Annotated in this window: 11 protein-coding genes and 2 pseudogenes; 8 read left to right on the forward strand and 5 right to left on the reverse strand. The window is 59.1% G+C overall.

The window, feature by feature from the left end; all coding sequences use genetic code 11:
* The first annotated feature begins 267 nt into the window (after positions 1 to 267).
* The gene (locus tag EWM63_RS28415; RefSeq protein ID WP_130189519.1) at positions 268 to 2,277 is read left to right on the forward strand and encodes a hybrid sensor histidine kinase/response regulator; all 2,010 of its coding nucleotides are present in this window, start codon (positions 268 to 270) and stop codon (positions 2,275 to 2,277) included.
* A 372-nt stretch (positions 2,278 to 2,649) separates the two neighbouring features.
* Here the strand turns inward: EWM63_RS28415 and EWM63_RS28420 are convergent, their stop codons facing one another.
* Positions 2,650 to 3,015, reverse strand: a complete 366-nt coding sequence (locus tag EWM63_RS28420) for a MarR family winged helix-turn-helix transcriptional regulator (protein WP_229487553.1) — start codon at positions 3,013 to 3,015, stop codon at positions 2,650 to 2,652.
* Between the two features lie 365 nt (positions 3,016 to 3,380).
* On the opposite strand from EWM63_RS28420, the gene EWM63_RS28425 reads away from it, so the two are divergent.
* From EWM63_RS28425 to EWM63_RS28445, 5 genes and pseudogenes are all read left to right on the forward strand, one after another.
* Positions 3,381 to 4,268: an NAD(P)H-binding protein gene (locus EWM63_RS28425; RefSeq protein WP_130189521.1), complete on the forward strand. Its 888-nt coding sequence runs from the start codon at positions 3,381 to 3,383 to the stop codon at positions 4,266 to 4,268.
* A gap of 10 nt (positions 4,269 to 4,278) precedes the next feature.
* Positions 4,279 to 5,253: pseudogene (locus tag EWM63_RS28430) on the forward strand (quinone oxidoreductase family protein).
* Positions 5,246 to 5,575, forward strand: a complete 330-nt coding sequence (locus EWM63_RS28435; RefSeq protein WP_165390974.1) for a TfoX/Sxy family protein — start codon at positions 5,246 to 5,248, stop codon at positions 5,573 to 5,575. Before EWM63_RS28430 ends, EWM63_RS28435 begins: the two are co-directional and overlap by 8 nt.
* Positions 5,576 to 6,144: 569 nt before the next feature.
* Complete coding sequence (gene phaP, locus EWM63_RS28440) at positions 6,145 to 6,759, forward strand: TIGR01841 family phasin (RefSeq protein WP_130189523.1); 615 nt, start codon at positions 6,145 to 6,147, stop codon at positions 6,757 to 6,759.
* Positions 6,760 to 7,125: 366 nt separating this feature from the next.
* Positions 7,126 to 7,449, forward strand: coding sequence for a hypothetical protein (locus EWM63_RS28445; protein ID WP_130189430.1), 324 nt, complete (start codon positions 7,126 to 7,128; stop codon positions 7,447 to 7,449).
* A 71-nt stretch (positions 7,450 to 7,520) separates the two neighbouring features.
* Here the strand turns inward: EWM63_RS28445 and EWM63_RS33215 are convergent, their stop codons facing one another.
* A complete protein-coding gene (locus tag EWM63_RS33215) occupies positions 7,521 to 7,913 on the reverse strand; it encodes a hypothetical protein (protein ID WP_229487554.1) in 393 nt (130 codons plus the stop codon).
* Positions 7,914 to 7,991: 78 nt separating this feature from the next.
* On the opposite strand from EWM63_RS33215, the pseudogene EWM63_RS28455 reads away from it, so the two are divergent.
* Positions 7,992 to 8,321, forward strand: a pseudogene (locus EWM63_RS28455) (helix-turn-helix domain-containing protein); the annotation flags it as partial.
* A 24-nt stretch (positions 8,322 to 8,345) separates the two neighbouring features.
* On the opposite strand, the gene EWM63_RS28460 reads toward EWM63_RS28455, so the two are convergent.
* From EWM63_RS28460 to EWM63_RS28470, 3 genes are all read right to left on the reverse strand, one after another.
* Positions 8,346 to 9,500 (reverse strand): S41 family peptidase, encoded by a 1,155-nt coding sequence (locus EWM63_RS28460; RefSeq protein ID WP_130189524.1) that lies wholly within the window; start codon positions 9,498 to 9,500, stop codon positions 8,346 to 8,348.
* A gap of 860 nt (positions 9,501 to 10,360) precedes the next feature.
* Positions 10,361 to 10,771, reverse strand: a complete 411-nt coding sequence (locus tag EWM63_RS28465) for a hypothetical protein (protein WP_130189525.1) — start codon at positions 10,769 to 10,771, stop codon at positions 10,361 to 10,363.
* Positions 10,772 to 11,106: 335 nt separating this feature from the next.
* Positions 11,107 to 12,231, reverse strand: coding sequence for a sensor histidine kinase (locus EWM63_RS28470; protein WP_165390975.1), 1,125 nt, complete (start codon positions 12,229 to 12,231; stop codon positions 11,107 to 11,109).
* Between the two features lie 441 nt (positions 12,232 to 12,672).
* Here EWM63_RS28470 and EWM63_RS28475 point away from each other — a divergent pair, with 441 nt between their 5' ends.
* Entirely contained in the window at positions 12,673 to 13,404 is a 732-nt protein-coding gene (locus tag EWM63_RS28475; protein WP_130189527.1) for a hypothetical protein, read from the forward strand.
* Positions 13,405 to 13,433 lie beyond the last annotated feature (29 nt).

Raw genomic sequence — 13,433 nt, forward strand, 5'->3', positions numbered from 1 at the left:
GAAGACAACGGCATTAAGGGATTGCCGCCCGTGTGTGACGTCCTAAGAGCGGCTAACAAAATCTGTTGCTTGTCGTGGAGGCAACAACCGTGTACGCATTGGCAATGCGACCGGCTGCTTTCGGCCAAAAGCATAGAAAATCCAACCTGACTTTGCTGGGACGACGAGGTGGGCTATAGCATGCAGTTACGCACCTCTGCACTCCTGTACGCATAATAGGGCGTCTGGACAAGTAGAATTCAAGCATTCGACATTTCTCCCTCCGCCATGCTGACGCCGGACTTTGCATTTCTTGACCACGCTGGCTCTGCCGGCCGCCAGATTGCGCAAAACGACTGGAGCACGCATCCGCTTGGCCCGATCACTGGCTGGCCACCCGCCCTGCGCACGGCACTTAGTATGATGCTCAGTTCGGGGTTTCCGTCCTATGTCGCCTGGACGGATCGACTGCATACCCTGTTTAACGAGCCGTATTCTGAACTGATGGCTGAACGCCCAAACGCCTTACAAGGAATGTCAATAGGCGCGCTATGGCCAGAGGTCGCCGACGCCGTGGTGTCGATCTGCTCCCAGGCCTTTGCAGGTGAGACGATGTTTTTTCAAGATATGTCACTACCAGTCACGCGCAGCGGGTGTACCGGGCCTAATTTTTTCACATTTTCCGTTAGCCCCATCCGGGACCATCAAGGCGAAATTTGCGGCGTGCTCGGCACGGTTATTGAGACGACCGAAAAAGTTCTGGCGCTAGCTCGACACCGGGAGGCGGAGGAGCGTTACCGGCTGTCGCTGGAAGCCGGCCGCATGGGAACCTGGTCAGTGGACCCTGATACGGGCGTGACGATAATGGACGAGCGATTCGCCAGTCTGTTCGGCGTGACGCCCGATGTGGCCGAACAAGGGGCTCGTCTAGAGTACTTCACGCAGATCATTCATCCGGACGATCGTGACAACGTAATTGCTGCTGTATCGCAGGCGATGCAAAACGACGCCGCCTACGATATCGATTACCGTACCGTGCCCAAGATAGGTAGGACCGTTTGGGTAAGCGTAAAGGGCCGGATGTTCACGGACGTGCAGAGCGGCAAGCGTCGTTTTGCTGGGGTCGCTACCGACATCACTAGTCGCAAGGAGGCAGAGCTGGCCTTGCGTAATGCAGACCGGCGCAAGGATGAGTTCCTGGCGATGTTGGCGCACGAGCTACGCAACCCGCTCGCTCCAATTAGCGCGGCAGCGTCCATCCTTCGTATGCGCACGCTCGATCCCAAGCACGTGGCGGTGACGAGCGAGGTGATCAGCCGGCAGGTGGCACACATGACCAACTTGATCGACGACCTGCTCGACGTGTCGCGCGTGACGCGGGGACTGGTCACGCTGGCTATAGCGGAAGAGCCATTGGGCGGCATCATAAACGACGCGATTGAACAGGCCACGCCGCTCATGCGCGCCAAGGGCCAGCGTATCACCTTGCAGCTGGCCGCAGAGCCCGTGGTGGTCTGCGGCGATAAAAAAAGATTGGTACAAGCGCTGTCCAACATCCTCAACAATGCGACCAAATATACTCCTGACGGTGGCCACATCCTGCTCGCGACCACGTTCAAAGCCGCCCGCGTGCAGATCGACGTGACGGACACTGGCGTTGGCATGGATCCCAACTTTACGAGCCGCGCGTTCGAGCTTTTTTCTCAGGCTGAGCGCAGTTCCGACCGTGCGTCAGGCGGATTGGGACTGGGCTTGGCGCTCGTTAAAAGTCTGGTCGAACTGCATCAAGGCACTGTTAGTGCCTTTAGCGCCGGCATAGGCAAGGGCAGTACCTTTTCGCTGATTCTGCCGTGCCTGCTCGAGCGCGAAGTGAAGCCAGATAGCACCCTATACGACGATGCTGCGCACCGAGGCATGCCATCATTGCGCATTATGATCGTAGACGACAACCAGGACGCGGCTTTGATGATGGCGATGCTCCTGGAGGCCGCTAGCCACGAGGTTATCGTAAAACATTCAGCGAAGGCGGCTTTGGAACATTTCGCGGTAGCTCGACCTGACGTGTTCCTGCTCGACATTGGCCTACCGGAAATGGATGGGAATACCCTTGCCCGACACTTGCGCGCTCAGCCGGAAACCGCCAACGCCGTGTTAATCGCCGTAACCGGATATGGCCAAGAACATGATCGTAAGGCCACGCAGGCTGCCGGGTTCAATCATCATCTGGTCAAGCCGCTTGACTCAGATCACTTGCTGAGGTTGTTGGCCGACATAGCGCAAGCAAATAGCTGGCATTGAATATCGCCGCGGCGCGCTGCAAGATGTATCCGGCATCTTGTGATGTCGCTGCAATATGGCTCCACTAGCGCAACGTCCGGTAAGGGGCGGGAGCTGCCGGTCGTGACAGTCTGCGACTTTTCCTGTTCGGCGGCCTACTATGCTGCGGCGAACGGCCGAGTTCGGCCGAGGCTGTGTAAAAACGCGAGATCTGCGTATTTTCAGGGGTCTCTTTACCATTCCGGACCTCCAGAAAACGCCTTGGAGAGCGTTCTGAGAGGCCGGGTATCACTGGCGTGCTGTCCGCTTTGCGTTTTCACACAGCCTGGGCCAAAAGCGGACATTAACCCGGTCCCAAAAGCCTTCTGCTACTGTCTACGAGGTAGATAGTATTTATTCAGTCGCAGGGTGCCCGAGCATATCGAGGGTGACATGCAGGTCCGCGACATCGTCTTCGGTAAGCCCGCAACTCGACTTAATTTTATCCGGGACACTGCGAACGTCCGATTCTAGGGCTCGCCCTGCTGCCGTCAGGTCCACCATCACACGGCGCTCGTCGTTTGCGTCTCTGGTTCTCGTAACGAAACCAGCCAGCTCGATACGCTTGACCAACGGCGTAATCGTGCCAGTGTCCATTCCTAGCCGGTTTCCAAGTTCGCCAACGGGAACGGGCGCGCCGTCCAGCAGTTCGAGAATCACCAAATATTGCGGAAATGTAAGACCCAGTGGTTCCAACAAAGGCCTGTGCATACGCACCATGCGATTCGCCGCGCCGTACAAGGCGAAAGACAGTTGAGTGCGAAGGCGATTGTGTCTTGTAGTCATACTCTCTATTTTACTAGGGTCTCGCTCACAAGATAATTCATCTGACGAAGCATGGGGCAATGGTGTGCGCCTTGACACATTGATTAACCCAATTTACCTTGTTTACAAGAGACTTGCATGGTAGGGATTTAGTGCGGTGACAGGTTCCGATAACAAATGTTGCGCAAAGTGTGTTGTTGTCCATGGGAACCTAGTCAAACATAGGGGCCATCGGTAAGACCTCAACCATCCTGGCAGCGTTAAGCAAGTTCCAGTTCTCTAACTCCATAGACCCAAAAACAAAGCAGAAAGGATGAACCGTGAGCCTCAAAATCGTCATCACTGGAGCGAGCGGCCATATCGGTACGCGAGTCTGTAAGCTAATCGGCGACAAAGCGCACGTCGTCGCCCTGGTCGGCTCGGCGGACGGCCGAGAAAAAGCTCAGGGAGCAGCTGAGACGCACGTTGTCGACCTCGACCAGCCTGATGGCCTTGCAGAATTGTTCGCCGGCGCGGACGCGGTGTGTGCCATTACTGCTGGCGATGCCAAGCCTGATCGTGAGCGCAACGCGTTGGAAGCCGCAGCAAAGGCAGGTGTCGGCTATGCAGTGAAGCTATCCAGCGAATCGGTGCCGCTGACGGAGGGACGACCTGGCAAACCCGATCCGGTCGCCGCGCGCCATACTGCTAACGAGGCGGATGTGCGACGCCTATTCGACGCCTACGCGATCGTGCGGCCGACTTGGTGGGCAAATCTGGACCAGCTGCCTTCTGTCAAAGCGGGGTTGGCGCAGCACGTATTCGCCTGGCCACGTCGGGAAACGTCGCTCGCGCCGATCGCACCCGACGACGTGGCTGCAACGATCGCCGCGCTGCTGCTCAATCCAGCGCCAGGAACGCGCACACTCCCGCTGACCGGACCGGAGACGCTGACCATCGACCAGATCGCAAGCCACTATGCCGCCGCCCTCGACTGCCAGGTCGAGGTGCCCGACCTGACACCCGACAGCTATGCTGACTGGCTGACCACGCACACGCCGATGACGAAGATGGAAGCGGAAGTCACGACAGCGACCTTGATGCCCTTTGCTGATCGCCGCGATGCGCCTGTCAGCAACGCGGTGGAGACCATTACAGGTCGTCCGCCACAACGGTTCGCCGATTATTTGGCCGCGAACTTTTCGGCTGACCATCTGAAAGAAAAGTGAGGACATGAACATGAAGGCTGCAGCCTATCACCACAACGGCGGGCCGGAAGTGCTCGCTTACCAAGATGTCGCCGACCCGCAGCTTAGCCCTACTGGCGTGCTGATTCGCGTCGCACACGCGGCATTGCAGGGCGGCGACCTGCTCAACCGCCGCAGCACGCCCCCTCCGGGCGACTCTGCGCATGTCGTCGGTTATCAGGCAGCCGGCGTGATAGAGAGAGTCGGTGTGGAGGTGAGCGACCTGCGGCCAGGCGACCGGGTGGCAGGCTTCGCCTTTGCTGGAAGTCATGCCGAACTGTTCGCGGTGGAGCGCGCCCATGCCTATCTGGTGCCCGATTCGCTGGACTTATCGGTCGCTGCGGCAGTCCCGGTCGAGTTCGGCACAGCGCACGACGGGCTGTTCGAGTATGGCAGGCTGAAGCCAGGTGAAACGGTGCTGGTAAGGGGGGCTGCGGGCGGCGTCGGCATCGCCGCGGTGCAGCTTGCACACCGAGCCGGCGCCAAGGTGATCGCGGTCGCAGCGACGCCGGAGCGGCTGGAACGGATCGCAGCGCTCGGCGCCGACTACCTGATCGACTATCAGGCGGAGGACGTGGTCGAGCGGGTGAAGGCGCTGACTGACGGTCGCGGCGTCGATCTCGTGCTCGACATGGCGGGCGGCAATCCACTGTTCGATGCCTGCGCGTTCAAGGGCCGTTAAGGCCTCATTGGGGCGTCGGGGGGCGCGTCTACCAAGTTCGGCTTCGAGGAGTTGCTGCCGCAGAGCCTCACCGTGTTCAGCTTCATGTTCGGTAAGGAGATGGGCACACCGCGTGCACGAGCCCTGATAGCCGATCTGATGGCGCGTGCTGCGACGGGTGAGCTGACCGTGCCCGTCGAACGGTCCTTCCCACTAGCGGATGCCGGGGCCGCACATGCTTTCGCCGAACGTGCACGTCCGCTTGGCCGTGTATTGCTCAATATGGAGGGGACGCTTGATGGATGATGCACGCATAGCGGAATACTTTGCCTCGGTCGGGCAGGTGTCGATCCGGCCCGTCTTCGGCGGGAAGGGAATCTACCTCCACGGGAAAATCATCGGCTTCCAGCGTAAGGACGAGCTGCTGGTCAAAGGCGACAAAAAGAACGCCGCGAAGATCGAGAAGGCCGGCGGCACGCGCATGTTCTACCGCAGCCGTAAGGGCCATCGACAGAAGGTGTACTTGCCCTACTGGTCGGTGCCGAAGAGCGCTTACGACGATGCCGAAGAGATGGCCCGCTGGGTAAAGATCGGGGTGGAGGCGTCGAAACGTTCCAGCAAGAAGTAAGCAGGCGGTCGCCACCAGCTCCGGCATGAACACGAGTGATAGCGCCCCTTGAGTAGGTACGCCGGCTTGACAGCGCCTGCAACGCCCCGTTTCCCCAGCGCAAGAATGATGTAGAAGACTGGAAAGGGTCAATGCGAAGGTCTGCAATGGGGCGGGAGCAGCCTGTCGTGACAGTCTGTGACTTTTTCGGTTCGGCGACCTGCCATGGTGCGTCGAACGGCCAAGTTCGGCCAAAACCGGAAGTTCGCGCGCCCTGGGGCGTGGGGCGGCAAGCTCAGCAAACGGGCTCGAAATGGACAGTAAACCACCCGCTTGATATGCCTCCAGCTGGTATGCCAGTATGGCGACAAGTTAGCTCGGTGCGTTCGGGTCTTGATGCTGCATCGTAATGGAACGCCATCATTGTGTAATCGATCTACTATCAATACACACTGGATTCGCTCTGGCCCACGCCTAGGGCAATACCGCCGGTGCTAAATGCAGCAATTAACTTCTATCGCCCTGTCAGGTGCCTGAAACAACTACCTGACGCGGTCGCCCTTTGCTTGACTCTCTTTTCGAAGGTATTTATGTTTCCATTTTCCCCCGAAGTGACCCCAGCAGTACGGGCCCATCTCGATGCCCAGATGGCATATCTCAACGAGATGTCCAATGCAATGTCGCGCTCTTTCCAGAGCCTGTGTGAAGCCAATATTCAGCTGACCCAATCGCTGCTGGAAGACAGTGCCATTGCATCCCAACAGTTCCTGGCTGCCGCCACGCCAGCCGAGGCACTCGCGGTTGCAACAGCGCGCGCCCAGCCAGCCAGCTCGAAACTGCAGGCATACCGCCAGCAGATCGCCCGCGTGGCAACCGACGCCCAGGTCGAGCTGGCCCGGGTGTCGTCTGAGCATGTGCCACAAACCTCGCGTACTGCGCAGTCGTTGGCGCAAGAGGTAGCGCGCGTTGCCGTCGATCAGACCCAGCGTAACGTGCGTCAGCAGGAAGAAAACCTGAAGAACTTCCGTAATCCTTTCGAAGGCATGCGCGGTGAGAGCGGCAATGCGAGCATGCAGGCCCACGCCACTATGCAAAGCGCCGGGAGTGCTGGCGCCCAGGTCGATGCGGGCAATGGAAGCAAGGCGGAGGGCAATGCCCAGGGGAGCGCAGCAGCGCCCAACGACAAATCGAACAAACATTCTTGACCGGTAGAGGTCGGCGGTAGCGACCGGCTGTCCGGCCTCCTGTTCCAGGTTGCTCAACGACCCGTCGCCGACGCACCCGCCCGCTTTGTGGCGGGTTTTTTGCGCGCTAGTGCTAGTCAATCCCTTGTATGTGCCCCCAATCCCGGATAGTCCCTATGACCCAAAGAAAACAGCCAGTGTGTCAATCGGTGGACTTTTCCGCTTTGCAATCTGTTAACCTGGCGCGACAGGCCGGTTTCGGCTAGGAGCAGTAAGTCAATTTTAGTTTTCTTGCCGTAGAGGTGTCCGTTGAGTGAGCGGAGGCCCAGACATCTTGATTTCTTGCTGTTCGTCTCTAAATGAAGAGTAAAACACAGGAGTCATAAAATGGAGATGAATGATCAACAACGGCTGAGTCAAGTCTATGACCCGGCCAGATTCCTCGATGCACTGGCTTTACATACAGGCGTCTCAGGTGACGCCGGATTAGGCAAGGCACTGCAGATTAGTAAGCATCTTCTCACTTGGATCAGACAACGTCGGTATCCCGTCAGTGCGACGCTTTTGTTGCAAATTCACGATGCGACTGGTCTGAGCGTTCGTGAGTTGCGCGATCTAGTGGGCGACCGTCGACGTGCCGTGCGGATGAGTGACCGGCGTGTGCTGAGTCCAGAGGAACGCGTTAAAGAACATACGCGGCGCCTAACTTAAATTGCGAATATGTGGGCTAGATCCAGCCGGTAATAGCCGCGCAGTTGAGTAGCAAGCTATTCTGGCTTGATTCAAATGAATCGGCCTAGGCCAAAGTTGGAACGATTCATACTGCCAACTGCCAACTGCCAACTGCCAACTGCCAACTGCCAACTGCCAACTGCCAACTGCCAACTGCCAACTGCCAACTGCCAACTGCCAACTGCCAACTGCCAACTGCCAACTGCCAACTGCCAACTGCCAACTGCCAACTGCCAACTGCCAACTGCCAACTGCCAACTGCCAACTGCCAACTGCCAACTGCCAACTGCCAACTGCCAACTGCCAACTGCCAACTGCCAGCTGCCAGCTGCCAGCTGCGCGTCCGAGAAGCTGAACTGCACAAACACCATAAAGACGCCGCTTTGTCTACTTTGGGACGACAACTGCACGACATTGTTGATTTGCAGCGAAATCTGACCCACTTTACCCAGTAATTTGCAAGTGAATCTGCCCCACGTTTAAGACACAATCCTGCTCAACAAGTTGAGTGGGGAACCGGAGTGATCGACGTGGCACTACTAGGCATTATTCGACGCTGGCACATTCGTGACCAGGTCCCCCTTAGAGAGATCGCCAGACGCTTAGGCATCTCAAGAAACACTGTCCGGCGCTACCTGCGCGCGGAAATCACCGAGCCGGCCTACACCGAGCGGCGCTCGCGCAGCGCAATCGACAAATACTCGATTCAACTTTCAGCCATGCTCAAGACCGAGGCAGCACGATCTAGAAAGCAGCGGTGTACGCTAAAGCAGATCCATGAGGACCTGAAGGAATTGGGATTTGAGGGTTCTTACGACAGGGTTGCAGCGTTCGCGCGGGTGTGGAGGGAGGGTCAAACTGAGCGGGTCAATCCATCAAGCAAACGAACACAATAGCTGCTTTGTCTCTTGCGTGCGTGGGTCGGCACTGCCATAGCGTTCCGCCATCATGTCGACGTAGGCGCTTACGCCAGAAATCGAAATATCGGAAACCCGCCATTGTGCATACACCTGAAGCTGGTGTTCGAGTCCGCTGGTATCGAATTCCAGGCCGCCTGTGGCTGCATCGAAAATCTTCTGGCCGACCGCGCTGTCGCCCCCGGCATTTTCGCGTGTATCGAACACAATCGAACGCACGTCACGCAAGGCGGCAATTTCCCTCGACATGATGTCCAAATCTTTTGCCGCATCCGGACCGGGCATGAAATCAGGGACCCTGATCCAAAGCACCTTATCGCGGAAGTCATAGCGATTGCGGCGATCGGGGGAATGCGTGTGGACCCTGCGCAGGCCCTTCCACACATCCATTGTCGGCATGCGCCGATATTTCACCTCCATTTTCACCTGCTCGCCATCAGGCTGAACAAACGTGCAGCGCTTCAGTTCTAGACCAGCAAGTCTCAGGGAACTCAGCTCCGGGAACAGGCTATTACGCACGGAAGGTAAATTACGCCGATCAAAGTAGGGTGCTTGGTCCTCTGCTACGATCGCACCCGGCGTACGACCGTCACATTCCAGCAAAGTCGCACCGGGCGTAGGCAAGAGGCCGTCCCACCCCGGCATGACCGCGGTGACGACGGCTGCACCACCATGCTCATCTATGCGCCAACCGTTCACCATTTCGTGGAAGCCATCGCTACGGGTATTGTCCGAATAACCGAGATGACCATCCTGAAATCCGGTAACGTAGTAGCGCACTGCCGACATCATCGTGTCGTAGTTGATTACTCGAGGGATCAGTGCTCGCGCTTCACGGTAGCCTTGCTCAGTCCATAACCGCACAACGGGATTGGCTGTATCGATGTAGCCGGGATGCGCCTCAATAATGGCGGTATGGACCGCATTCAGGTCCGCAAGGGCCACAGCTTGCCACTGCTCTGGCGTTTTGTCCGGTGTCGGCGCCCTATGGATGGCCTGGTAGCCAGCCAATGTGGCTAAGCATACGAGCGCTACCCACAGCATTGTTGGCACGGAGCTGGGGGGAACAATCGGCGGATTTTCCATTGCATAAGAGCCATGCGGTTTCATCAAGGAACACTAGCTTAACGAAAACCCGAGCTCAAATGTGCGTGCATTCCCACTTTGCGAACTTCCGCTCTTGGCCGAACTCGGCCGTTTGCCGCAGCATAGCAGATTGCCAAACCGGAAAAGCCACAGACTGTCACGACAGGCAGCTCCCGCCCCGAAGCAGCCATAGATGAATCGCTCAATCCGCAGCCCGCTTATCGTTGGGAACTATTCGTCGGAAGTCGATGCCTGGGATGAGTCCATTGCTCCTGTTCTGGATCGCCTGCTGAGTCGAGCCGAATGTTCTGCGACTATGCTGGTCCATTCGCATTTCCGGGGTCAGTTCAGGAAATTCCTGTACCGCAGGGTTGATGATACGGTCAATTTTTCCCCCATCACCCAGCCAAAAGTATGCTTCAAGTCCTGCGCTTGCTCAGCAGGTAGCCCCGATGCCTGAACTGTTTGAATTTTCCGTTACACTATCTCCACCGACGCAGGACGCTTTCCGCAATATCGTGAATTCGTGCGATCTGAGTTGGTTGCAGATGGGGAGTGAACTCGACCGCCCTTCGGTTTGGAATAGGTCATCGGGGCAATCGTTTCTTATCCCCGAGGTCTCGTGGGCTGAAATCGCGCTGCACGAGTAGATGCAATGTGGTCAGCTGCGCGTAGAAGGTCTGCTATGAGGAGGGAGCCGCCTGTCGTGGCAGTTCAAAAGTTTTTCAGTTTGGCAACATGGTATGCTAGCTCGACGGGCCAGAAGCGGACCATGGGGAGAGCACCGGGCGCTTCCGACCTGTTGTTCACTAAGAATCGGCAGCGGAATCGCGGGGCGCCGGATGGGGCAACGCTCAAGCGTTTGGCGGTTGAACGTGCCAGCTGTTTCAAGGTAGCTTTGGAGGAGCGAAGCCGTTAAGCGATGCGGCCTTGGCCCGCGCCTTGGATACGGGATGTTCCAAGATGACCAGGTCGTGGAAAAGCTCGTCCAATGCGAACTCGCTAAGCGTGAACGCGTTGGAAATTTCAGAAAGATGCTCTTCCCAGCGCAGCCGGTCAATGTTGGCGGCCTCGTCTCGCTTTGAAACCATCGCGAACCCTTGGCCGCCCCTCATCTCCCGGCGGATGGACGCCAGTTGCTCAACGAAGGCTCGCCTGTCGCCTCGGTGGTGAAGGGCTTCAAGCTCGATTAAATGTTTGGCGGTAAAGCCTGGATCGTGAGTCTTCAGTTTTTCCAGCGCGTCGGCCCATGATACGCAAAGGTAGATTTTGCGCCCAATAAGGGCGCGTAGCCCCACCGACAACGCGCGCGAATGACGCGGGCAAGATCCGGCCCTATTGGCGACACGCCCCGCTGAGACAAGAAATTGACAACCTCCAACTGGCAAGGCGTGGATGGGAAGGCCATATGCTCAATGCTCCAAGGGCGCGCGCGATGTTGGCGATGATTAAACAAAAGATCGATGATATCTTCGCGCCCGCAACGCGGGCGCGCGAATCTGCTGGCGTCACAAGTGGCTTGTGGCTTGCGCTTCGATATCGACAGGGTGCGCCGTTTTCTTGGCAAGCTGCTCATGCCGCTCATGAGCTTCTAAGGCAACCATCGTCGCACGGCATCGCTCGGCCGGGACGTTCAAATCGCGGATTGCGCGCACTTGGTCGCGTGCTTGACGAAGGGCCGGCAGTCGACGGGGACCTCGATGGTGAAGGTCGTACCGGCGGCGGCGGAGCTGTCGACCTCCGCACTGCCTCCGTGGGACTCGGCGACGCTGCGGACGAAGGACAGCCCGATGCCCCAGCCCAGCACGCCATCGCCTTGGTGGCGGTTGAGGTAGCCAAAAATGCGCTCGCGCTTACTTTCGGGGATGGGCCGCCCGTGGTTGTGAACCGAGAGCGAAAGCCTGCCCCGACGTTCGCGGGTCGTGATTTGAACCTCTCCAGCGGTGCCGTGCTTCAACGCGTTGGAGACCAAGTTCTCCAACGCCCTGCGCATCGCCGGCGCGCACCAATGGCCCTCGACGCTGTCGCCAACGACGAGGAATGGCCCGCCGTCGCCGTCGGAAAACTGGTGGGCGACGTCGCTGGCCAGATCGAGCATGTCGAAGTTGGACAGGATCAGCGGAGGCGTCTCCTCCCGGAGGACCGTCAGGGCGTCCAGCAGATCGCACATCATCGATTCAAGCCGGTCGGCGTGGCGACAAATCTTCTCGGCGCTTCGTCGCGCGAGGGCGGAGTCGTCCGTGAGGCAGACCAGTTGCGCGCCGTTCTTCATGACCGATAGCGGGGCGCGCATGTCGTGCGACAGCGCCGCGGCGACCTTGCGGCGGGTCCTTTCGTGCGTGGCGGCGTATTCCTCCAAAGCCTCGCACGAGGCGATCTCAACGGAGCGGCTGATCGCCGCCCACACCGCGTCGGGCCAAGCGACCTTGTGAGAGCGCGACACCTCGCGGATCGCGTCCCTGAAAAGCTGATATTCTCGCAGAACTTCATGCGGGCCAAAGCAGGTGAGCCGCGCGCGCTCGCTTCCGTGCGCCATCGCCGCGGTCGAGTTTTCGGTCGCGGTCTGGCGCGCAATCCCAGGGCTGATGGCCTCGGCCAAATTCTCGTAAAGGCTGGGCAGGTTGTCAGTGAGGGCGGGACCGATGAGCTCGGCGGCGCCCTTGATCTCGGCCCGCACGCTCGCCTCCCAATGATCGAAGACGTCGTCCCGCATGGACAACAGCTCCCGCGCCTCGAGAGAAAGCTTTGATTCGTCCATGCGCGCGGCTGGAGAGGAAGTCATTTCGCAATCCTTTCTTGGTGACACGAGCCGCGCCGAGGGGGCGCCGCGGGCGGGGAGATCCTGTCGCCAGGTGGTCACGCGGCGAGCGTAACTTAAAATTGCGCGCGCGTGGCGCCAGTGTCGCGCGCCGCATCATTCCCTCTACACACCGGCCAAGTCGGGCCAATCGCGTGTAAGGGAGGTTGTGCGCCGAGGTCGGTCAACGCGGCGCCCGTCCGTCAAAGCGGAGTGCTAGCATAAATCATCAGAGATCTCCACCAGGAGGCCGCCATGTCTTATCCCGATATCCACATTGTCGTGAGCGCCGATTCCGATACGCGCGGCGTGTTTGCCCCCGCTTCTTGGTGCCACTTGGCGAGCAGGTGCGGCCGTAATCGCAGCGGTGGGGAAGTCCCAACGCGAGATGAGGCGGAGTCCTTGGCCAAACGCCTTGCGCGAGCCAAGCAGGCATCGCCGATGCGGGACACGCCTGACGACGAAGTGGCCAAGGCGGCCAAGCTCGCCCAAGCCGAGCTGTCCTTCCCAAAAACCGCCGAGGGCGTCGCGCGGGCCTCCAAGACGTCGCACAGGTTCGCCGACTGCGCGGCCCGGGCCTCGGCGTGGATGGCGGCGGTCTATTTGCGAGACCCCGTCGCCGAGAACCCCTTCGCTGGGCTTGCAAGGGAGCAATTGTCGACCGTCGTCCACGACCAAAGCGGGGCGTTCAACCTTCCGGAGCGGGCTGCGGCGTCCATGCAGGTCCGGAGCGACGAGCTGCGTTGGCGCGAAGCGATGCATGCCAAGCTCGATAGGGCTCGATCCGAAGGCGGCTCGCTCGGTGGCCTGTTCCGGGAGGCGCTCGCCCACTTCAACGAGCTGCCGAGGGCCGAACGGGCGCAGTATCCGAAGGTTCACGCCGCGGGCCTCGAGAATCTGATCAAGTTCGCAAGCGGCGCCACTGGCGGCGCAGGTGGGACCACGGCGCGAAACGATGTTTCCTTGGATATCGCCCAAGCTCTCGGCGGGCCATTGCCCGGAGAGACCGGGGAATTTGAAAGGGCCTGCGGGATTGCCTCCTATCCACGCATCACCGCGCCGACGCCATACGTATCCACGCCATGCCTCTGCAACCCATCGTGCCGGCCAGCAAGCGAGGATGGAGGCCGGTAGGCAGGCAATCCACGCCGCAACCCAAGGCC

The sequence above is a fragment of the Pseudoduganella lutea genome (genome assembly GCF_004209755.1).
GTDB classification, from domain to species: domain Bacteria; phylum Pseudomonadota; class Gammaproteobacteria; order Burkholderiales; family Burkholderiaceae_D; genus Rugamonas; species Rugamonas lutea.